We start from the raw sequence: 19,409 nt of genomic DNA, 5'->3' as shown, positions 1-19,409 counted from the left end.
CGCAAATTTCTTTTGTCCGTATCTGGCACATTAGTTGCAGAAGTTTATTTAAAGAATCTTTTGTTTCATACTAACGTAACGGGTAATGATGATGAAAAAACTGCTGATTGCGCTGACCGGGGTCGCTTGTCTGTTGACACAAATCACCGCCGCACACGCGGACCAACTCCAGGATATTGAAAAACGCGGCGTGATCCGCGTCGCCGTTCCCCAGGATTTCCCGCCGTTTGGTTCTGTCGGCACCGATCTCCAGCCACAGGGGTATGACATTGATATGGCCCGCTATCTGGCAAAGCAGATGAAGCTAAAACTGCAGCTGGTTCCGGTGAGCAGCGCCAACCGGGTACCGTATCTGCAGACCGATAAAGTGGATCTGGTGATCTCAAGCCTGGGTAAAAACGCCGAGCGGGAAAAGGTCATTGATTTCAGCCAACCCTACGCGCCGTTTTTCCTTGGCGTCTTCGGCCCGCAGGGAGCTGTCCTGAAAGACGCAGCCGAACTGAGCGGTAAGAGCATCGGCGTGACCCGCGGCGCGGTGGAAGATATGGTCCTGACCAGCATTGCGCCGAAAGCGGCGCAGATTAAGCGTTACGAAGATAACAACACCACGCTGTCGGCCTGGCTTTCTGGTCAGGTGCAATACGTGGCGACGGGTAATCTGGTGGTGGCGGCTATCTCGCGGCAAAACCCGGCGAAAGCCCCGGTCGCCAACTTTATGCTTAAGGATTCACCGTGCGTGATTGGCCTGAAAAAAAATGAACCGGCGCTGAAGGAAAAGGTGAATGCCTTAATCGCGCAGGGCATTAAGGACGGCACCCTCAATACGTTATCGCAGCAGTGGCTGAAAGCGCCGTTGCCCAGCGACTTTGCCGCTTAAGGTACGGCGATGACGGAGCAATTACATTTTTCCGCGCTTTGGCCTTATTGGCCGGAGCTCGTTGCGGGACTCTGGGTCACTATCCAACTCACGGTACTCGCCACGCTCGGCGGCCTGGCTATCGGGATCATCGGTGCCGCTCTGCGTAGCGGGCGGGCAAGCTGGCTAAGTCGGATATGGGGGGCTTACGTTGAGGTTATCCGTAATACGCCGTTCGTGGTTCAACTGTTCTTTATTGTCTTCGGCCTGCCGAATCTGGGATTGAAGATGACGGCGGGCGAAGCGGCGCTGCTGGCGATGATCGTCAACCTGGGCGCCTACAGTACGGAGATCGTCCGCGCCGGGATCCAGGTGACGCCAAAAGGGCAGTGGGAGGCCGGCCGGGTACTGGGGCTCAGCCGGAGTCAGACCTTTATTCAGGTGGTTTTACCGCCGGCGTTGCAGCGTATTTACCCGGCGCTGGTGAGCCAGTGCATTATCGTAATGCTCGGATCGTCGGTGGTATCGCAGGTCTCTTATGAAGAGCTGACCTTTGCCGCCAACTTAATTCAATCGCGAACGTTTTTGAGCTTCGAGGTGTATCTGGTGACGACCGGTCTCTATTTAGCGTTATCGATAGCGATGCGCCAGCTGCTAATGGCGGCTGGACGTAGATGGCTGAGGGTACAGGCATGATGACAACCTTTACCGACTGGGACATCGTACGCAACCTGCTGCTGGCCGGACGCTGGACCGTGCTGCTATCGCTGACGGCCTTTATTGGCGGCGCGCTGGTGACATTACCGCTGTTGCTGCTGCGCCTGCGGGGTAAATTGTGGCTGCAGCGCCTCATTCGCGGCTATATCGAGCTTTTTCAGGGGACGCCATTGCTGATGCAGCTGTTTCTCGCCTTTTTCGGCGTGGCGTTATTCGGGATCGATGTGTCGCCGTGGACCGCCGCCGCCCTGGCGCTGACCCTCTATACCAGCGCCTTTTTGCTGGATATCTGGTACGGCAGTATCCGTGCCTTGCCGAAAGGACAGTGGGAGGCATCGCGTTGTCTGGGGTTAAATTTCACCCAGACGTTGTGTCGCGTGGTGGCGCCGCAGGCGGTGCGTATTGCCATCGCCCCCACCGTGGGTTTCGCCGTACAGGTAATAAAGGGCACCGCGCTGGCGTCGATTATCGGTTTCGTCGAGCTCACCAAGGCTGGCACCATGCTCACCAACGTGACATATCAGCCGTTTAAGGTTTTCGCGCTGGTCGCGCTGGGCTACTTCATCTTGTGTTATCCGCTGTCCCGTTACAGCCGCTATCTGGAGAATAAATTCAATGCCGCTCATCACCATTAATCAGGTGCAGAAATTCTACGGCGATAATCACGTGCTGAAGGGAGTTGATCTCGATATCAATATGGGTGAGGTGATCTCCATCATCGGCCGAAGCGGCTCGGGGAAAAGCACTTTATTGCGCTGCATTAACGGGCTGGAGGGGTACCAGGAAGGCAGTATTAAGCTCGGCGGCATGACCATTACCGACAGCGATTCGCAGGCGCGGGAGATTAGCCGCTCCGTTGGCATGGTATTCCAGAACTTCAATTTATTTCCGCATATGACGGCGCTGGAAAACGTGATGCTGGCGCCGCGGCGGGTATTGAAAAAAAAACCTGCCGAATGCCGCGAACTGGCGCAGCAAATGCTGGTTAAAGTCGGGCTTGGCGATCGGCTGGATTTCTATCCCTCCAGCCTCTCCGGCGGGCAACAGCAGCGGGTAGCTATCGCCCGCGCGCTGGCGATGTCGCCAAAAGTTTTACTCTGCGACGAAATCACCTCCGCGCTGGATCCGGAACTGGTGGGCGAGGTGCTCAAAGTGCTGGAACAGCTGGCCGCGGAAGGAATGACGCTGATTCTGGTTACCCATGAAATGAATTTTGCCCGTGAAGTCGGCGACCGGGTGGTGTTTATGCACCAGGGGCGAGTCTGGGAGCAGGGCGACAGCAAAACGCTGTTCAGCCAGCCGCAAACCAATGAACTCAAACAATTTATCTCCTCCGTGCGCGGACTGAATTAATAAAGGAATCTACGATGGATATCGCTCAATTTTCACCAATCAATCCTCCGCATCGTCTGCTGATGGGGCCGGGGCCGATCAACGCCGACCCGCGCGTCCTGCGCGCGATGTCCAGCCAGCTTATCGGCCAATACGATCCGGCTATGACGCACTATATGAACGAAGTCATGGCGTTATACCGCGGGGTATTCCGCACCAGCAACCGCTGGACCATGCTGGTGGATGGCACCTCACGAGCGGGGATTGAAGCCATTCTGATCTCCGCGATCCGCCCCGGCGACAAAGTACTGGTGCCGGTATTTGGCCGCTTTGGCCATCTGTTATGTGAAATTGCTCGCCGCTGCCGGGCGGAAGTGCATACCATTGAGGTGCCGTGGGGTGAAGTGTTCTCTCCCGAGCAGATTGAAGATGCGATCAAACGGGTGCGTCCACGTATGCTGCTGACGGTGCAGGGAGACACCTCGACCACCATGCTGCAGCCGCTGGCGGAGCTGGGCGAGATCTGCCGTCGTTATGATGTGCTGTTTTATACCGACGCCACCGCCTCATTGGGCGGCAATGCGCTTGAGACCGATGCCTGGGGGCTGGATGCGGTATCGGCGGGAATGCAAAAGTGCCTCGGCGGCCCCTCCGGCACCTCGCCCATTACCCTGAGCCCGCGGATGGAAGAGACTATTCGTCGACGTAAATGCGTTGAGCAGGGGATCCGCACCGCCGAGCACCTTGATGGCGTCGATGAGATGGTTTACTCCAACTATTTCGATCTCGGAATGGTGATGGATTATTGGGGGCCAGAACGCCTTAACCATCATACGGAAGCGACATCCGCGCTGTTCGCCGCCCGAGAATGCGCGCGCCTGATGCTTGAAGAAGGGCTCGATAACGGCATTGCCCGCCACAAACTGCACGGCGACGCGCTGGTGAAAGGGATTCAGGCGATGGGGCTGGAAATTTTTGGCGACCTGAAACACAAAATGAATAACGTACTGGGCGTGATCATCCCGCAGGGCATTAATGGCGACCAGGTACGCCAACTGATGCTGGAAGATTTCGCCATTGAGATTGGCACCTCATTCGGCCCGCTGCACGGCAAAGTGTGGCGTATAGGCACAATGGGTTACAACGCACGCAAAGATTGCGTCATGACCACCCTCAGCGCGCTGGAATCAGTACTCAATTACCTGAAATTCCCCACCACGCAAGGGGCAGCCATGCAGGCGGCGTGGGATCATTATCGCAGCGAGAAACCGCTATGAACCTGGCCGCAGCGCGAGTGATGGCGCGGGCAGAGAGATTAGCGGCGATAAGCGAAACGCCCGAAGGCCTGACGCGGGTTTACCTTTCGCCACAACATCTTGAAGCTAATCAGCAGGTTGCCCACTGGATGCGTCAGGCAGGCATGATTGTCTGGCAGGACAGCGTCGGCAATATTTGCGGGCGCTATGAAGGCAGAGAAGAAGGGGCGCCGGCGATTTTGCTCGGATCGCATCTCGATACGGTACGCAACGCCGGACGATATGATGGCATGTTGGGGGTGTTAGCCGCCATTGAAGTGGTGCAGAGCTTACATAATCAGGCGCGCCGCCTGGCGCAGGCCATCGAAATCGTCGGCTTCTGCGATGAAGAAGGAACGCGCTTTGGTATCACGCTATTGGGCAGCAAGGGGCTGACGGGAAGCTGGCCGCAAACCTGGCTGGACCAGCGCGATGCCGAAGGCATTAGCCTGGCGCAGGCGATGGTCAGCGCCGGGTTGGATCCATCACGTGTCCATTCAGCCTCGCGCCCGGCGGAAGATTTTTCCGCCTATCTGGAACTGCATATCGAGCAGGGGCCCAGGCTGGAACAGGCCGGTTCGGCACTCGGCGTGGTCGAGGCGATCAACGGCGCGCGGCGGCTCAATTGCTGTTTTACCGGCGAGGCAGGTCATGCAGGCACGGTGCCGATGGACCAGCGCCGCGACGCGCTTGCCGCCGCCGCGGAGTGGATGCTGTATATTGAGAGCACGACGCGCCAGCAGGGAGGCAACCTGGTCGCCACCGTCGGGACATTGCGCTGCTCGCCGGCAGCGGTCAATGTGATCCCCGGCGAAGTCGCGTTGACTCTGGATATCCGCGGTCCGCAGGATCAACCGCTGGATGCATTACTGGAGTCATTGCTGGCGGCCGCCGCAGAGATTGCCGGGCGTCGCGGCCTGCAGTTTGCCGCTGAGGAGTTCTATCGCATAGCGGCAACCGCCTGCGATCCGCGATTACAGGCGGTGATTGCCAAAGCGGTATGCGAGGTACAGGGAGCGGCATTGACGCTGCCAAGCGGCGCCGGACATGATGCGATTGCTATCGCGGAGCGCTGGCCGGTGGGGATGCTGTTTGTGCGCTGCAAAGGGGGAATTAGTCACCATCCGGCGGAATCGGTCAGCGAAGCCGATGTCGAACTGGCGATTGATGCCTTCAGCCGGGCGGTGATAAAACTTGCCGGGTAAATCACTAACGGGCGCATCCTCTTTTCGGGGATGCGCCGCAGACTTATCTCGCCCCTGCAGGAGAAGCTATTTTCCGCAGTCGGCTGGCGCTAACGGCCGCCGACAACGCCGAGGCCGCTGCGGCAATCCACAGCGCAAGATGAACGGCGCTTTCGTCTTTTGCCAACAGTACGCCCATCACGGCGGCGCCCAGACACTGCCCGAACGTGCGCATGATGGATAAAACGCCCGAGGCATAGCTCGCCTGTTCGCGACTCACGTTTGACAGCATTTCCCGGTTATTCGGGCTCTGGAAGCAGCCAAAGCCAATACCGCATACCAGGCTCCGCAGGCAGATATCCCACGCGGCGGGCGTAGCGGGCAGCATCGCCAGAAGGATTAAACCCGCGACAAAAATCATCAATCCCAGCGTCGAAATGAGCGGAGCAGAGATTGAGTCCGCCCAGCGGCCGGCGTGCGGTGCGATCAGCACTATCCCTAATGGCCACGGAGTAAACAGCATCGCCGAGAGCACCGGACTATAGCCATACTCGTTCTGGAACAGGAACGGCAGCGCAATAAAAGTGATCCCCTGGCTTACGAAGGCGATCAGCGACGTAAAGGCCGAAAGGGTAAAGCGTTCATTCTTAAACATCGCAGGCGGCAGCAGCGGGTTGTCCGTCTGCCGGATGCGCCAGATAAAGGCGGTGCCGCTTATTGCCGCAAGTAACGTCCAGTACAGACTATCGATATGATGCGAAGCGCTCTGCATGCTATTCGCCGCCATGATCGTTGAACCCAATAGCAGCGCCGACAATATCGCTCCGGGAGTATCGAAAGCGGCTTGGCCGCCAACTGTCGGCCGCGGGAGCGCTCTGACCGCCAGCAGTAAGGCGACGGTACCGGGGAGCACGTTTATTGCAAACAGCCATTGCCAGCTCAAAGTATGCAGGATCGTGCCGCCCAGAACCGGCCCGATGGCGGAGCTTGAAGCGATAAGCAGGGCGTGTATCCCGAGAATACGCCCCAGCAGTCGCGCCGGAAAAATGGAGCGCAATATGGCGGGTGCGATACTGAGCGTTGCCGCGCCGCCGATCCCCTGCAGCACCCGCATGCCGATGAGCAGCTCAGGCGTCGTCGCCAGCGCGCAACCTGCTGATGCCACAATAAATGTCGTCAGTCCGGCCAGAAACACCGGGCGGTAGCCGAAGCGCGCCGCCAGCGCGGCGAATATCGCCAGCGTCATCGCCGCCGCCAGCAGATACCCGTTGGCGAACCAGACGGCGGTACTGGCTGACGCCTGCAGTTCCTGCGCCATCGACGGCAGAGCAATGTTTACCATAGTGCCATCAAAGACGCCCATTAAGGTGGTGGTCATTACCGCGGCCATAACCCGCGCTCGCGCCGGGCCTGGCAGGCCGTCATCGCCAGGTTGGCTGGAAAATAGTGTCATCGTGTTGTCTCCTGCAGAGGATATCTGGATGACGAAACTATAAAGATGGCTTTTACCGGGCGGAAGGTGCACCATTTACACTCTATAGTTGCATGAAACGCCTTATCTGAATGTTGCAGGAGTTGTGGTCATGTCAGACCCCGATTTTAATTTATTGATTGCACTCGATGTATTACTGAACGAAGCCAGCGTGGCGGGCGCGGCACGTCGTTTGAATCTCAGTACGTCAGCCATGAGCCGCACGCTAAGCCGGTTACGCGACGTCACCGGAGATCCGATACTGGTTCGCGCCGGGCGTAACATGGTGCTGACGCCGTGGGCGGAGGCGACCCGCGATCGCGCCCGTCGCGCGGTCTTCGAGGCGAAGGCGGTGCTGCAGCCAGCGGCCGAAGCGCTCAACGTACAAAATCTGGAGCGTCTTTTCACCATCAGGGCAAACGATGGTTTTGTGGTGGCGTTTGGCCCTTCGCTCATTGCGGCAGTAGCCGAAGCCGCGCCCAATGTTTGTCTACGCTTTGCGCCTAAGCCCGAAAAAACGTCACGCTATCTACGGGAAGGGCTGGTCGATCTGGAGATTGGCGTCCAGAGCAATATGGGGCCTGAAATACGTCTGCAACGACTGTTTGAAGATCGGTTTGTGGGGATTGTACGTAAGGGGCACCCGCTGGCCGCCCTGAGAGAGATAACCGTGGCGGATTATGTCGCCTGGGGTCATGTGGTGGCCTCACCAGAAGGTACGCTGCACGGTTCGGTTGATGATGTGCTGGCCGAGCTCGGCATGAAACGCAAAATCGCCAGCGTCGTCCCCGGATTTCCGACCGCGCTTTCCGTGGCGCTGCAATCGGATCTTATCGCCATGATCCCCGCTCTCTATTTAGTCAATCAGCAGGTCATGGAGCAGGTACATCTTTTTGAGCTGCCGTTTAAAAGCCGGCAGATTACCGTCTCGCAAATGTGGCATCCGAGAATGGAACGCGATCCCGCTCACCGCTGGCTCAGAGAGAAAATTGTGGCGATATGCCGCGTGGACAAGTCGTTACACCAGAAGCTGTAGAAGATTATTCGCATTGAGTTTCTTCAGGGCATTACATTTATAGGTCGAGACCTGTTTTTCACTCATCTTCGTCATATGCGCGACATATCTTACCGACTGCCCCTTAACCAGCCTGTCGAGGACGTTAAATTCCATCTCAGTCAGGCAACAGCGCAGGGTGCGGATCCGCCTTGGCTCTTTAGATAACAGCCAGGCAGCATCCGCCACGGAGATGCGGTCATCAATGATATGCAACGTTAACGTTTCAAAACGCTTGCGCAGATAGGTGGCCAGCCCCCAGCTTTTTTCATTACACACCAGGTAGCCCGTTCCCTGCCAGCCATGGGCTTCGAGGGTAAGTAAAATATCAACCAGCGACTGATGCGTACCGGTAATGGAGAAACGGCAGCGAATAACAAGGGTGGTGCTCTCTAACAGTAAGGGCTGCCACTGCACCGTGCCGCTATGCACTTTCGTCTTAACGTTACGACGGAGAAGGGCGTAGCGCAGCCCCTCCGCATAAAAGCGATTATTATCAAGAACAACGTAGCTCACAGTAGCCTCTTTATAACGTACTGGGGGTATAGATAACGCGTAACGTACCGGTATAGTCACCCGCGTTTTTGCTGCTGGCGGCAAAGGCGGGGGTCTTCAGGGTAATGGGGGCCGGGATGCATAACACGCTTTCGCGGCCGCCCGGCAATACCACCTGGCGCAAATAGCGGCGATTATTGGTGCCCTCCCAGACCAACGTCTTACCGTTAGCGGCAACTTCAGTTGCGCCGGTGGTCGGGTTGGTCACCAGCACCTGATAATCGAGACGATCTCTTGGGTCTGTCTGGCTGCCCCCTCGCCGCCGGATGGAGAATGCCCCTTCGGCACGCCCGGTCGCGTCAGGCTCATCGTCTTCAAAGCGTAGAAACGCCCGCGAACTGGTGCTGTTGTTGCCATCATAGAGGCACATATCCAACGAGTTTTCGCCCTTAATTTCACTGCCGCCGGGTCTGCCGGGGAAATTGGTGAGGTTGAGGTTCACCACCGGTGTGGAGTGCGGAAATGCCGGTAAATAAATCTGCTGATTGCCCGGGTCGACCACCTCAATACGCAGGTTAGCCTGCCATTTAGCGATGGTGAGATAACCCGGACAACCAATATTGACGTTATTGAAGTCACCGCCGCAGCTGGCGCTTCCCCATTCGCGCAAATCCTGCTTCAGCGTCGCCGTCCAGATACCGGCCTGATCGAGTTTATTTAATTCGCTACGAACGATGTAAAAATCGAAATACGGCGCACTGTTCCAGGCTGACGCATCTACTGTTCCGCCCGTTACGTAGCTGGCGAAAACAAAGGTTCTGTTATTGATGAACATATGGTGTTCACCATAGACTTTTACATCCACCGTCTTGTTGGTTATTGCGTGGGTAAAGCGCAGATTTATCGGATACGGCGCGGCCGGGTTCGCAGGAAACCATACCGGCGCGGTCATGCAGGCGCCATAGGTTGTATCGGTACGTGACTGACAGGTCAGGGTATTTCGTCCCCATTTTTGCGGATCGCTCATATCATAACCGCCGGATTCGTGCAGCCAGATATCCATCCGGGCAGGCGGAGACTGGCGATCGAAAGCAAACGCCACGCTGGTATTTCTGCCGGCAGGACTACCGGCCTGAGCCTCGGCAAAACAGATGCTGGCGAGCAGTAAAATCAAAAGACGCGTTATCACATCATTTTCCTGTAGAGAGAGTAGAGTTATTCATCGCCGTTGGGCTGACCGCCGGCGTACGGCCAGCCAGCAGTAATTGCGCCTGCTGCTGCACGGTTTCCGGTAACGCGGAATAAGTCAGTTCTTCGCAGGTCACCGTGCCGACATAGCGCACGACGTCACGCATGGTCCTCACCTTCAGCGCACACTGGTAAAACTGCTGCTGTTTTACCAGGTAGAGCGACTGGATCAGGCTGTCGCTTTCCGCGCTAAAGCCGCCGTTACCCAAATCGCTCCAGCCGCTGACGTTAAGCGGCATACCGCCGATAAACGGCGTATGTTGTTCATCGGTCAACTGGCCAAGCCAGGTGTAACGCGTGGTGGTTTGCACCTCTCTGTGCAGCATTTTTCCTGGCACCATAAATACCGTTCTGCTTCCTGAGCCCTGCGTGATTTCACTGTTGGCGCCGTGGGAAATGTCCGTCGACTCATTAATAGTCAGCGTGGTTTGCTGATAGCCGGGCAGGGCGAACAACGCACGGGCGTTTGCCGGGATATCGGCGCTACCGCTGTTATCAAGCGATACAGCTATGCGAGAATCAGGAGTCGCTTCCGGTGTGGCGACGTTGACCGCAATGGCTGACGCCGGGCGTCCGTCACCCCAGCGGCCAAACCACAGGCCGGAACGAGATAACGCCAGCGTAGAACTGTAGTTTCCGCTGCTGCTGAACCGGTGGCGATGATCCTGGCGATCCCACGAATCACTGACGGTCAAACTTCCGTTACCAAATCGGCCGCCCTGACGGGTATAGGCTGAAGTATTCAGCGAGTCGCTATTAATCCCGGATGCGTTGAGACCATACTCATTTTCACCGCGCGCGTCGGTGTACCAGTTGTGCGCGATGTTATAGTTGAGCTGATTTTTTTCATGCTTCTGCTGTTGCCACGTGGCCCCCACCGAGGTGTAGCTGGAGGCATCGCCCTGACGATTATGTGCCAGCGACAGGCTTACGCTGAGGAAGCCGCCTTTATCCTTACCATCACCAGAATGATCGTTACGCATAAACAGGTTTATGCTGCTGTTGATATTCAATCCGCGGGTGCTGAACGCGTTGCTAAGTCCGGCCTGCCATGCCTGCGAACGGGAACGGGTCATATACACCGATTCCCAGGGCAAACCGTCGTCGCGCCGATCGTCATTATTCGGTAATTCACGCCGCGAGACATAACGGCCTTCATTGCGGTTATCGGAATAACCCAGGTTGGCATACCACGAGCCGACAGGAACGGAGAACATCACCGAAAGGCTTCGGTAGCAACCATTCACCGCGTCAAATCCGGTACTGTTGGAATTACAGTTGTCGGCCGATAAGGCATTGCGATAAAAGCTCAGTGAAAAGCCATCGTTATAGCTGATTTGCTGGATATTGCCGCGTTGGCCCTGGCTGCCATAAAGGTAGCTAAAGCGTGTGCTGAGTACCCCATCAATGGGGCCGGTATTGAATCCGCGGCTCCAGTCGACGGCGCTTTCCACAAAACGCTGGTTCTTTTTCACCGTTGCGCCGCTGGTGACCGCAAGCGTAGAAGTCACCGGCAGGCGAATGCCCGCTTGCGCCACGGCGCTGCGTTCGTCGCTCATATCGTCGTTATCGGTTTCACCGGCCTGCATAAACCACTCGACGCGGTCGAATGGCGTGATGCCGGTGCGGGTAAACGGAACCTGCTCGGTGCGGGTCAGGCGGTTGTTTTCATAAATCGCCAGCGTCACGGTATAGCTCCCGTCCGGAAACGAACGGGTGTCCAGGGTTTGCGCCCCGGCATTAAGATAAAAACTGGCCAGCAGTTGATTGCCTCGGCGGGCGTCGATACGCGCGTCATGGGAAAGCAGCACCGTAATGGGCGTTCCACTGGACTGCTGAACGGGGTTGATCCACGCCCGCGTCGAGCCGGTACGCAGCCCGCGAATTTTTCCAAGCGGTAACTGGCTGAGGTTGATATTGCCGCCCGCCGCGCTGAAGAGATCGCGCGTATCCATTTCCCCTAACTGCACGTAATATTCATGCCACAGATCCTGACGGAACCAGGCGTTGTTGACCGTGATCTCCTGCTGCTGTTGATGGCGAGAGCGCTGCCCAAGCCAGGTCCAGTCGAGGTTAAAATACCCGTCCTCAGTCATGGCCAGCGCGCCATTTCCCTGCACGGTCATCGACTGATAGTTTTCGTCGGCCACGAAATTGATATTTTGCTGGTGGATCAACGCATTTTCAGTATTGCGCGTAGGCTGATACCACTGATTTTCCGCCGTTTGTTTGGGTAGATACTGCCTGTCGAAAAACAGGTTTATGCGCGCGTTGTTCTCGTCATAAATCAGGGCCACGCTTTTGGTGTCGATAAAATCGCAACCCGGCGCGGAACCATTGCTGCTGCAGGCGAGATTGCCGTTACGCGCAAGCGGAGAGGAAAGGGCGCCGGTCACAGAGGCGATCAAGGCAGGATCATCGTTGAACTGACGTTTAATTGCCGCGACAAGCGTTTCCGGCGCCACAAAGGTGACCGTTTCAAGCGTAATATCGGCTTCAAACAGTCCGAGCGACGCGCCATACAGACTGACTTCCGTCCACAGGCGCTGCGTTTTCGCCAGATCTTCAAAACCCGCAGGTACGACGACACTGGCGCTGGCTAATTGAACGGAAGCGGGTAACAAAACGACAAAAAGAAGAGCATTTCTGTGAAAAGCCATGAACGAGCCTCGACGTCATCCTGACATCAGAGGGCAGGCGCCCTCTGATGTACTTCCTTATACGTATTATGGAGTTACGCGCCGCCTTCCGCGGTAGTCGCCTGAGTCAGCATCAGGCTGACCACGCCGCTGTACTGACCAGTTTTCAGAATGCCTTTGGTGGTCTGAGAGATGGTCAGCGGCAGGACCGCAGAACCGTTTTCAACGCTGCCCGGGAAAAGTTCGCTGCCGGTAAATTCTGCATCGGTGGTGTTCAGGGTCTTATCGCCCAGTTTTACGGTCATCGGTACCGTCTCGGCGCCCTCGGCATTGGTCAGATTCGCGGCGCTAACCAGACGGACTTTTACGTTGCTGGTGGCTGAGTTCGACCAGATTTTGGTATTGAGACGGTAGCTTTCCAGCCCACGGCCCGGCAGATATTGCATATCGATGCTGGCTGGTAACGGCGTATTATCGGCTTGGGTCATATCCAACTGGGAATCGACGTTGGCATTAACCGTAATATCCTTCTGAATAGCCATTGCGCTGAACGCAGTAGACATCGCAGCAACGATCATCAGAGGTTTAATATACTTCTTCATTGATATCTCCATATTTATAAACGAGCTCCATTAGCTCTTTAAACAAACCACTCGTGGTTTTGACAGTGATGTCGTGTTATTGCACGACGGGTAAGTCTGCTTCTTCAGCTGTTTTATTAATCCAGTTGAAATAGCGGAATTTATATTTTTGGCCGCGAGCCTTAGCGAGCACTTTTAACTTTCGCTCAGTGTCAGGATAAATGGTCGCGTCTTCTTTAAACCATTGGCATTTATCATTAACATCGCATGCGCCAATTTCTTTCAACGGTACCCGCAACGTGCCATCATTTTTTAATGTTCCTGACGCGGGATTTATTCGCAGGGAAACCAGCGGCTTTTCCGGCGCCAAATGTACCAATGCTCCCCAGATAACGTTAACGCCGAGTTTGGCCGAAGCCGGCGTTCCCGCGGATGGTACGGGCAGAATGCTATCCGGCTGTTTTACACCTTCAAAATAAACGCGCCAGGTACTTTCTTTTTCAGGCGGCGTCAGAGATACCAGCCTCACGATACGTAAAGCGCCTGCCGCTAAAGCAAATTTTTCAGGGGTGACGACAACGCCTCCGTCTTTCCAGGCTGCCATCTCAACTTCTTTTTCCTGTGGCGTACCCGGATTAAGAATTTTCTTTTGCCTCACCCGAATGAACTGAATATCATCGCTTTTAGAGGCCACTCTGATTTGGGCCGTCCCGGAACTGTCGACGTTAAGTTCCATCGGGTAGACGCTCATATTGGCCTGTGTCATTTCTGCGAAAAATGACATCGACAGGGCAGCGAGATAAAGCGCAGTGGATTTGTTTACTCTGTTTTTTACTTTCACATTCATTCTGCCTGCTCTGAGTTCATGTACAACGTTTTGACACCACGACACCGTCTGCTTTCGTATCGCTTCAGGACAGGGAAACTTTAACCGGAACAGCAGGTTGTGAAAATTTGTATTAGTTAACTCAAAAAATACAGTTCTTTATCCTGCAATCCAGGCTTTAAAGTTGTATAGTTAAAAGAAAATGCCGCAACCCAGGATGGGGAGAAAATTCCTACTGATGAAAAAACAAGCTAATTCAGGAGGGGCTTTCTTGCCTGCAGTTACAGGGATAAAAAGCAAGCGGCAACAGCCGAGAATATAATATGTTTTTTATATGCAACAATTCGTTGTTATTTGATCCTGAAGCTCACACAATAAGTATTGTTGGACAACCTGAATCCGTATTAACGCTTTCGGCACCCGCCGTGCGTCTGTTACAGGAGTTTATTCGTCATAAAGGAAGCGAACTCAGCCGTGAGGAGTTGATTACCCGCGTATGGCAAGAGTTTGGTTTTACGCCCTCGGGAAATAATCTCAACAAAGCGATAAGTGAGTTACGCAAAAGTTTCCAGGCGTTGGGAGAACATCATGAATTGATTGTGACCATACCGCGATATGGTTTCCGGTTTGATGCGGATGTTATTTTTCAACCTGCGCAAAACAATTACGTCAGCGAACCTCAACCGAAGACACAAAAAACTGAAAAGTGGCAGCAGCGACCGCGTCTGAAATGGTGGCTGGTATTTACGGCATTATTAGCGTCGGTATTCGGCATTGGTATAATTATTCGCCAGCAGCAGAATATAACGACTCCGCTAAAGCTAAAGCCCGTTGAGCAAAAAATTGCAAAATGTAGCATCTGGCTTATTAACGATCATGGGCGACCGCTGGTGCTATCTAAATTAGCCGCGTTGCTGGATAAAAACAACGTGGCGTGCCAGAGAGAAGAGTACAGTGTCTATTATTTCAGCGCTCGTTTTTCCCTTGTCGCGGCGGATGAAGTGTTTATCGGCGCATGCCCGGTCAATAAAGACAGTTTGTGTAAAACCATTCGTTATAAAAGCGGGGCTGAGAAATGAAAATTAAACTCATCGGCGGCCTCAGCATTTTTCTGTTAGGTGGCGCACTGGCGCTTTATTATTGTTCCACCGGTGTTGGTAAGCGGGATGTACTGGCCTGCAGTACAGTGTTTAATTTTACGCGCAACGAAGGTAAGGCCAGTGAAGTGCGGGTTAATACCGTTGCTCAGTTCTATTTTCACCGCGACGGCACTGGCCTGACAGCCTATAAAGGGGCCGCCTGGGCAAATGGCCAGAGCATGATCGTCGACAGAGACGTCGATTTTGTGTGGTCGCGGCGGGAGGATGATAAAGTGGTGGTACTGAGCTATACCAAAACCTGGCGCAGGCACAATGACAACACGCCGGATGCGCAATGGGGAAGCTTCGCCAATCCAACCGCCCGTTACTATCTGACCATCTCCGAGGTTTCGCCATCGGTGTGGCTGATCCAGGACCGACATTATCCCACTTATATATGCCGGGGTGATTAACACATAAACGAAGGAGAATACCGGTGGTATTCTCCTTTTACGGTTAGAGAATCTGCCGACAAGGGAAGGGCAAGAATAAGGGAAAGCATGAGGCATCGGTACGCGTGGTTAAGTTGATTCAACTTATGCTGAGTGAAAAATTGTTGTGATACGGGGATTATTGCGTTATTCATACATAATTCCACGTCATTGTTATCCCTGTGACAAGAGAAGTCTCTCCGGTTGGGACGACGGAAACGGAAAGCGGATGAATACCGACAGCGGCGCATATCAGATATACTGACAGGGAGAAATCTTAATCGCGGTGGTGGCTATCCCTGCGGGATAAGGGTCAACGTACAGGGATACGGGATGATGTTTCTGATTAACAACAATATTGAGTTTCTGCCGGAACAGCAGGTGCTGATAAATACCGAAACCGGCACCGAAACCGGGCTGAACCTGGTGGCAGCGCAGCTGCTGGTCTATTTATTGCAGCACGCGGACAGGATCTGCGGACGCAATGAACTGCTGGATGCGGTGTTCACCCGGAATAATTCCTCCGCATCTGACGGCAATCTCAACCGCCATATTATGGTACTCCGCAGGGCATTTACCGATGTGCACTGTGACGCGGACGTGATTATTACTGTTCCAAGAAACGGTTTTAAAATCGGCAATGTATCGGTCCGTCCGACAGAGCCCAGGGCGGAAACGGAAGGTTCCCAGGAATATACCGGAATGCCTGAACAATCGCCCGCGCAGGAAACATTGTCTGCCCCGGCACGGCAGTCGGTAAGAACATTTTCACGCGGGTATACTATCCTCTTCTGCCTGTCATTTTGTTTTTGTCTGGCGGCGGCCGGATATTATTTTATGGCCCCGGAACCACATATTTCCCGGCCGAACGTGAGTGTCTTTAAAACCGAGCATTACCTGAAGTGTGAAATTACCTTTACCAGCGGTACCCGGTATTTTCCGCCCGCCGAAGTCATCAGTGAACTGAGCCGTCAGGGGGAAACGGTGAACTGCCGTGAACCCGTGAAAATTACCCTCTGGCGGAATGACACCCCAACGCAGGCCTGGCGTTTTACCACTCTCTGCGACTCATTGAATAAATGCCGGGGGATCTATGTTTATACCCAGAAATAATCGTCTGCTGACGCTCCTTTCACTCTGCCTGCTGGCTGGCGGGGTATGGCTCAGCCTGCTGGGGTATACTGCACGCAAGGCGGCGCCGGCAGAACAGGCCTGCCGCTCGGATTATGCCATCAGCCTGGAAACGGCCACGGATCCGGTGGCGTCAGCAGGGGTGTTCTATCTGTTCAGCGAGAAAAATGGCCAGCTCATCCTCTCGGTGAACGGTAAACTGACCACGAAGCAGGGTACCTATAATATCGCCCGGCGTATCGTGTATGCCATGACGCGCACCACGCGGGGGACTATTCAGGAAGTGCAGTCGGCCTTTCTGCGCAGTGAAAAATACCCTGGTGATAACGCTCCCGACCAAATCGTAGACCAACGCCTGTTCGGGACGCTGCAGAAAAATGGCAGCCGCTATAAAGTGGAACAGCTGACTCCGGATACGGTGGTGATCGGCACCTATTTCTCGCCGCTATACGTCTGCCAGTTTGACAGCTAAGACCGTCCGCCCCCCGGCCACGCTGTTCGGAATGCCCCTTCCGGGACTCGTGCGCAACCGCTGACTGGGGGCGTTCTCCACGGACGGGGCCTCCCGGTCTGCACGCGGATAAACCTATCGTTTCAGACCTGCAACCCTTCCTCAACATCCACCTCATTTGCGTAACATTCCCACTCCCCGGCGGCGCGGCAGGGCTCAGCATTCGCCCCTTTATCATCATGATAAACAGCAGATAAAAATTCCTGGCGATGCATTTTTTATTCGCATCAGAGTAATATCATTAATGTTGTTTGTTTATCAGTTTTTTATTCCACTTCGATATTTCATCCAGGATAATTCTCTCAACACAGTGCAGACCGGCTCAGCCCCGTTCTGCAGTGGAAACATGGACTGCGGCAGGCAGTCATGCAATGGCAGGGAGGGAATCGAATGATATACGTGATGTCCGATGACCATTACTTTTCACTGGGTGTCCGGGCGGTCTTTGACATCGCCGGTCACGCTGTAAGGATCCTTCCTTCACCCGGAGAGGAGACGCTGGCCCGGATACGTGAGCTGGGCGACAACGATATTCTGCTGCTGGCGGTGGAGAACATGATGGTGCTGCGGCTACTTTTACGCCAGCTGGCGGCGAAAAAAACCCGCATAGCGTTGTTTCTGAAGATGGCGCACGACGGTGAGCACCATGCCGGGTTCAACGGGGTCATCCGCCGGCAAATCCCGGCTCCGGCGCTCATCAGCGAGGTGGCGAAATCGGTCCGCCACAATCGCGTCAGGAAAGTGGTGAAATATCTGACCTTCCCGCAGCGTTATGTGCTGGAGGGGTTGGTCCGGGGCGGCTCACTTTCCCGGATTGCCAGTGCCCTGCATATTACGGAAAAACGGGTGTATGGTCATAAAACGGAAGGGCTGGCACGACTGGGATTATCCGGCCGGACGAACTGCCGGAATTTATTAATCTATTCCTGCCTGGCTCAGCTGGGATAAATATACCATAACAAGCCGGTGTAAAACGGCAGAATAAAAAAGAAGAAAGACAATTAAAAACGTCACGCTCGTTGTGTGAAACGGCCTGCTTTACCTGTAACAAACAGGCCCTTTTATTTATCGGAGAAATAAACGATGGAACTGAAAAGAAATACCCTGGCATGCCTGGTCCTGATTGCATCAGGCCTGTCCCTGTCGGCCCGTGCGGCAGACAGTTTTAATATTAACGTGACCGGTGTTATCAGCCCGGCCGCCTGCGAGGCGAATATTACCGGTGGCGAAACCATTGACTACGGCACCATTCCGGCAAATAAATTGTCTGCAGATGCCGTGACTTTATTACCGGCAAAACAGACCGCCTTCACCATTACCTGTGATGCGCCGGCGAAGGTTGGATTCCGGACCGTGGATAACCGTTCGTCATCAAAAATGCAAGCGGGCCCCTCGATTCAGTTTGATTCGGGGAGTAGCTGGAACCGAGAATATTTAAACGGACTTGGGGTGGATGGACAGGGAAATAACATTGGCGGATGGAGCACTGAAATTGTTAGCCTGAGTTCAGACACTGCCGCCACTCCGGCATCGATATATTCTACAGACAATGGAATTACCTGGGTCATACGTGGAAACCCATTTATTCTTTTGAGTGACACTGGAATAATAAATACAATTTCAACGGCGGATGCTGTAACTCCAGCGGCCTTCAGCACGCTCACCGGCACGCTGACAGTGCAGGCGGTTATCAATCCGGCCTCCACACTGGACCTGTCGCAGCCCGTCACCCTTGACGGTTCGGTGACGGTGGAAATGGTGTATTTATAAGGAGTCCGATCATGACATTCAGAAGAAATCACCTGGCATGCCTGGTCCTGATTGCATCAGGCCTGTCCCTGTCGGCCCGTGCGGCAGACATTTTTAATATTAACGTCACCGGCGTTATCAGCCCGGCCGCCTGCGAGGCGAATATTACCGGCGGCGAAACCATTGATTACGGCACCATTCCGGCCAGTACGCTGAAGGCGGATGCTGTAACCTTATTACCGGCCAGACAGACGGGTTTCACCATTACCTGCGATGCACCGGCGAAACTGGGGTTCCGGACCGTGGATAACCGTGCGGCATCAAAAATGGCACCAGGTCCTTTGATTGCGATGGAGTCGGGGATTTCTTGGGATCGACCCGCTTTGAACGGGCTTGGGGTGGATGGCCGGGGAAATAATATTGGTGGATGGAGCGCTGAGATTATTAACCTGACTTCAGACACTGTATCCAGTCCGAACTTTATATATTCTCGTGATAATGGATTAACCTGGACCAAAAATAACAGTGACATTGTATTTATACCTTTAAGTACCGTAAATCGATTAAATAGTATTTCAGCGGCAGATACTTCAACTCCGGCGGCCTTCAGCACGCTCACCGGAACCCTGGCGGTGCAGGCCGTTATTAACCCGGCCTCCACGCTCGACCTGTCGCAGCCCGTCACCCTCGATGGTTCGGTGACGGTGGAGATGGTTTATCTGTAAAGGCTGCCGGATGACCACGGGAGAG

The 19,409-nt window shown here is 54.6% G+C and carries 20 protein-coding genes; 14 read left to right on the top strand and 6 right to left on the bottom strand.

Features of this window, described 5'->3' with window-relative positions; all coding sequences use genetic code 11:
- Window positions 1–91 precede the first annotated feature (91 nt).
- The 6 genes from PGR10_RS03625 to hpxK are packed head-to-tail and all read left to right on the top strand — an operon-like array spanning window position 92 to window position 5,405.
- Window positions 92–877 carry a transporter substrate-binding domain-containing protein gene (locus tag PGR10_RS03625; RefSeq protein ID WP_430923107.1) on the top strand — a complete coding sequence of 262 codons (786 nt, stop codon included), beginning with the start codon at window positions 92–94 and terminating at the stop codon, window positions 875–877.
- Between the two features lie 9 nt (window positions 878–886).
- Window positions 887–1,552: an amino acid ABC transporter permease gene (locus PGR10_RS03620; protein ID WP_032714492.1), complete on the top strand. Its 666-nt coding sequence runs from the start codon at window positions 887–889 to the stop codon at window positions 1,550–1,552.
- On the top strand, window positions 1,552–2,208 hold the full coding sequence (locus PGR10_RS03615) for an amino acid ABC transporter permease (protein WP_162750154.1): 657 nt from the start codon (window positions 1,552–1,554) through the stop codon (window positions 2,206–2,208). The genes PGR10_RS03620 and PGR10_RS03615 overlap by 1 nt, the downstream gene beginning before the upstream one ends.
- On the top strand, window positions 2,189–2,926 hold the full coding sequence (locus tag PGR10_RS03610) for an amino acid ABC transporter ATP-binding protein (RefSeq protein WP_015705410.1): 738 nt from the start codon (window positions 2,189–2,191) through the stop codon (window positions 2,924–2,926). Before PGR10_RS03615 ends, PGR10_RS03610 begins: the two co-directional genes overlap by 20 nt.
- Window positions 2,927–2,940: 14 nt before the next feature.
- Window positions 2,941–4,182 (top strand): pyridoxal-phosphate-dependent aminotransferase family protein, encoded by a 1,242-nt coding sequence (locus PGR10_RS03605; protein ID WP_430922961.1) that lies wholly within the window; start codon window positions 2,941–2,943, stop codon window positions 4,180–4,182.
- Window positions 4,179–5,405: an allantoate amidohydrolase gene (gene hpxK / locus PGR10_RS03600; RefSeq protein WP_430922960.1), complete on the top strand. Its 1,227-nt coding sequence runs from the start codon at window positions 4,179–4,181 to the stop codon at window positions 5,403–5,405. Before PGR10_RS03605 ends, hpxK begins: the two co-directional genes overlap by 4 nt.
- Before the next feature lie 43 nt (window positions 5,406–5,448).
- On the opposite strand, the gene PGR10_RS03595 is transcribed toward hpxK, so the two are convergent.
- A complete protein-coding gene (locus PGR10_RS03595; protein WP_430922959.1) occupies window positions 5,449–6,837 on the bottom strand; it encodes an MFS transporter in 1,389 nt (462 codons plus the stop codon).
- A 130-nt stretch (window positions 6,838–6,967) separates the two neighbouring features.
- Here PGR10_RS03595 and PGR10_RS03590 point away from each other — a divergent pair, with 130 nt between their 5' ends.
- Window positions 6,968–7,891, top strand: a complete 924-nt coding sequence (locus tag PGR10_RS03590) for a LysR family transcriptional regulator (RefSeq protein ID WP_430922958.1) — start codon at window positions 6,968–6,970, stop codon at window positions 7,889–7,891.
- Here the strand turns inward: PGR10_RS03590 and PGR10_RS03585 are convergent.
- The 5 genes from PGR10_RS03585 to PGR10_RS03565 all read right to left on the bottom strand — a co-directional run bounded on the left by PGR10_RS03585 (window position 7,874) and on the right by PGR10_RS03565 (window position 13,719).
- Entirely contained in the window at window positions 7,874–8,425 is a 552-nt protein-coding gene (locus PGR10_RS03585) for a LuxR C-terminal-related transcriptional regulator (RefSeq protein ID WP_087860773.1), read from the bottom strand. The two genes, PGR10_RS03590 and PGR10_RS03585, sit on opposite strands and share 18 nt — an antisense overlap.
- A 10-nt stretch (window positions 8,426–8,435) precedes the next feature.
- Window positions 8,436–9,593: a CfaE/CblD family pilus tip adhesin gene (locus tag PGR10_RS03580; RefSeq protein ID WP_430922957.1), complete on the bottom strand. Its 1,158-nt coding sequence runs from the start codon at window positions 9,591–9,593 to the stop codon at window positions 8,436–8,438.
- A 1-nt stretch (window position 9,594) separates the two neighbouring features.
- On the bottom strand, window positions 9,595–12,312 hold the full coding sequence (locus PGR10_RS03575; RefSeq protein ID WP_430922955.1) for a TcfC E-set like domain-containing protein: 2,718 nt from the start codon (window positions 12,310–12,312) through the stop codon (window positions 9,595–9,597).
- 74 nt (window positions 12,313–12,386) lie between these two features.
- Entirely contained in the window at window positions 12,387–12,893 is a 507-nt protein-coding gene (locus tag PGR10_RS03570; protein WP_087860770.1) for a CS1 type fimbrial major subunit, read from the bottom strand.
- Between the two features lie 76 nt (window positions 12,894–12,969).
- On the bottom strand, window positions 12,970–13,719 hold the full coding sequence (locus PGR10_RS03565; RefSeq protein WP_087860769.1) for a fimbrial protein: 750 nt from the start codon (window positions 13,717–13,719) through the stop codon (window positions 12,970–12,972).
- Between the two features lie 302 nt (window positions 13,720–14,021).
- Between PGR10_RS03565 and PGR10_RS03560 the strand changes: the two genes are divergently transcribed.
- The 7 genes from PGR10_RS03560 to PGR10_RS03530 all read left to right on the top strand — a co-directional run bounded on the left by PGR10_RS03560 (window position 14,022) and on the right by PGR10_RS03530 (window position 19,384).
- Complete coding sequence (locus PGR10_RS03560; protein ID WP_430922954.1) at window positions 14,022–14,777, top strand: winged helix-turn-helix domain-containing protein; 756 nt, start codon at window positions 14,022–14,024, stop codon at window positions 14,775–14,777.
- On the top strand, window positions 14,774–15,250 hold the full coding sequence (locus PGR10_RS03555) for a hypothetical protein (protein WP_113373392.1): 477 nt from the start codon (window positions 14,774–14,776) through the stop codon (window positions 15,248–15,250). The genes PGR10_RS03560 and PGR10_RS03555 overlap by 4 nt, the downstream gene beginning before the upstream one ends.
- A gap of 399 nt (window positions 15,251–15,649) precedes the next feature.
- Window positions 15,650–16,381 (top strand): winged helix-turn-helix domain-containing protein, encoded by a 732-nt coding sequence (locus PGR10_RS03550; RefSeq protein ID WP_430922953.1) that lies wholly within the window; start codon window positions 15,650–15,652, stop codon window positions 16,379–16,381.
- A complete protein-coding gene (locus PGR10_RS03545; protein WP_087860765.1) occupies window positions 16,362–16,871 on the top strand; it encodes a hypothetical protein in 510 nt (169 codons plus the stop codon). The genes PGR10_RS03550 and PGR10_RS03545 overlap by 20 nt, the downstream gene beginning before the upstream one ends.
- 429 nt (window positions 16,872–17,300) lie before the next feature.
- A complete protein-coding gene (locus tag PGR10_RS03540) occupies window positions 17,301–17,858 on the top strand; it encodes a hypothetical protein (RefSeq protein WP_430922951.1) in 558 nt (185 codons plus the stop codon).
- Between the two features lie 135 nt (window positions 17,859–17,993).
- Entirely contained in the window at window positions 17,994–18,680 is a 687-nt protein-coding gene (locus PGR10_RS03535) for a DUF1120 domain-containing protein (protein ID WP_430922950.1), read from the top strand.
- Between the two features lie 11 nt (window positions 18,681–18,691).
- Window positions 18,692–19,384 carry a DUF1120 domain-containing protein gene (locus PGR10_RS03530; RefSeq protein ID WP_430922949.1) on the top strand — a complete coding sequence of 231 codons (693 nt, stop codon included), beginning with the start codon at window positions 18,692–18,694 and terminating at the stop codon, window positions 19,382–19,384.
- Window positions 19,385–19,409: the final 25 nt, after the last annotated feature.

It is taken from the genome of Klebsiella sp. 141198 (assembly GCF_050600785.1).
Classification (GTDB): Bacteria; Pseudomonadota; Gammaproteobacteria; order Enterobacterales; family Enterobacteriaceae; genus Klebsiella; species Klebsiella aerogenes.
The sequence above is the reverse complement of the archived record's forward strand: the minus strand, read 5'-3'. Positions and strand labels throughout refer to the sequence as shown.

Bases quoted from the DNA above. Each gene is read 5' to 3' on its own strand.
- PGR10_RS03565 (WP_087860769.1), bottom strand. From the start codon at position 13,719: ATGAATGTGAAAGTAAAAAACAGAGTAAACAAATCCACTGCGCTTTAT.
- PGR10_RS03530 (WP_430922949.1), top strand. From the start codon at position 18,692: ATGACATTCAGAAGAAATCACCTGGCATGCCTGGTCCTGATTGCATCA.
- PGR10_RS03545 (WP_087860765.1), top strand. From the start codon at position 16,362: ATGTTTATACCCAGAAATAATCGTCTGCTGACGCTCCTTTCACTCTGC.
- PGR10_RS03595 (WP_430922959.1), bottom strand. From the start codon at position 6,837: ATGACACTATTTTCCAGCCAACCTGGCGATGACGGCCTGCCAGGCCCG.
- PGR10_RS03560 (WP_430922954.1), top strand. From the start codon at position 14,022: ATGTTTTTTATATGCAACAATTCGTTGTTATTTGATCCTGAAGCTCAC.
- PGR10_RS03555 (WP_113373392.1), top strand. From the start codon at position 14,774: ATGAAAATTAAACTCATCGGCGGCCTCAGCATTTTTCTGTTAGGTGGC.
- PGR10_RS03575 (WP_430922955.1), bottom strand. From the start codon at position 12,312: ATGGCTTTTCACAGAAATGCTCTTCTTTTTGTCGTTTTGTTACCCGCT.
- PGR10_RS03625 (WP_430923107.1), top strand. From the start codon at position 92: ATGAAAAAACTGCTGATTGCGCTGACCGGGGTCGCTTGTCTGTTGACA.
- PGR10_RS03620 (WP_032714492.1), top strand. From the start codon at position 887: ATGACGGAGCAATTACATTTTTCCGCGCTTTGGCCTTATTGGCCGGAG.
- PGR10_RS03535 (WP_430922950.1), top strand. From the start codon at position 17,994: ATGGAACTGAAAAGAAATACCCTGGCATGCCTGGTCCTGATTGCATCA.
- PGR10_RS03610 (WP_015705410.1), top strand. From the start codon at position 2,189: ATGCCGCTCATCACCATTAATCAGGTGCAGAAATTCTACGGCGATAAT.
- PGR10_RS03605 (WP_430922961.1), top strand. From the start codon at position 2,941: ATGGATATCGCTCAATTTTCACCAATCAATCCTCCGCATCGTCTGCTG.
- PGR10_RS03590 (WP_430922958.1), top strand. From the start codon at position 6,968: ATGTCAGACCCCGATTTTAATTTATTGATTGCACTCGATGTATTACTG.
- PGR10_RS03570 (WP_087860770.1), bottom strand. From the start codon at position 12,893: ATGAAGAAGTATATTAAACCTCTGATGATCGTTGCTGCGATGTCTACT.
- hpxK (WP_430922960.1), top strand. From the start codon at position 4,179: ATGAACCTGGCCGCAGCGCGAGTGATGGCGCGGGCAGAGAGATTAGCG.
- PGR10_RS03540 (WP_430922951.1), top strand. From the start codon at position 17,301: ATGATATACGTGATGTCCGATGACCATTACTTTTCACTGGGTGTCCGG.
- PGR10_RS03615 (WP_162750154.1), top strand. From the start codon at position 1,552: ATGACAACCTTTACCGACTGGGACATCGTACGCAACCTGCTGCTGGCC.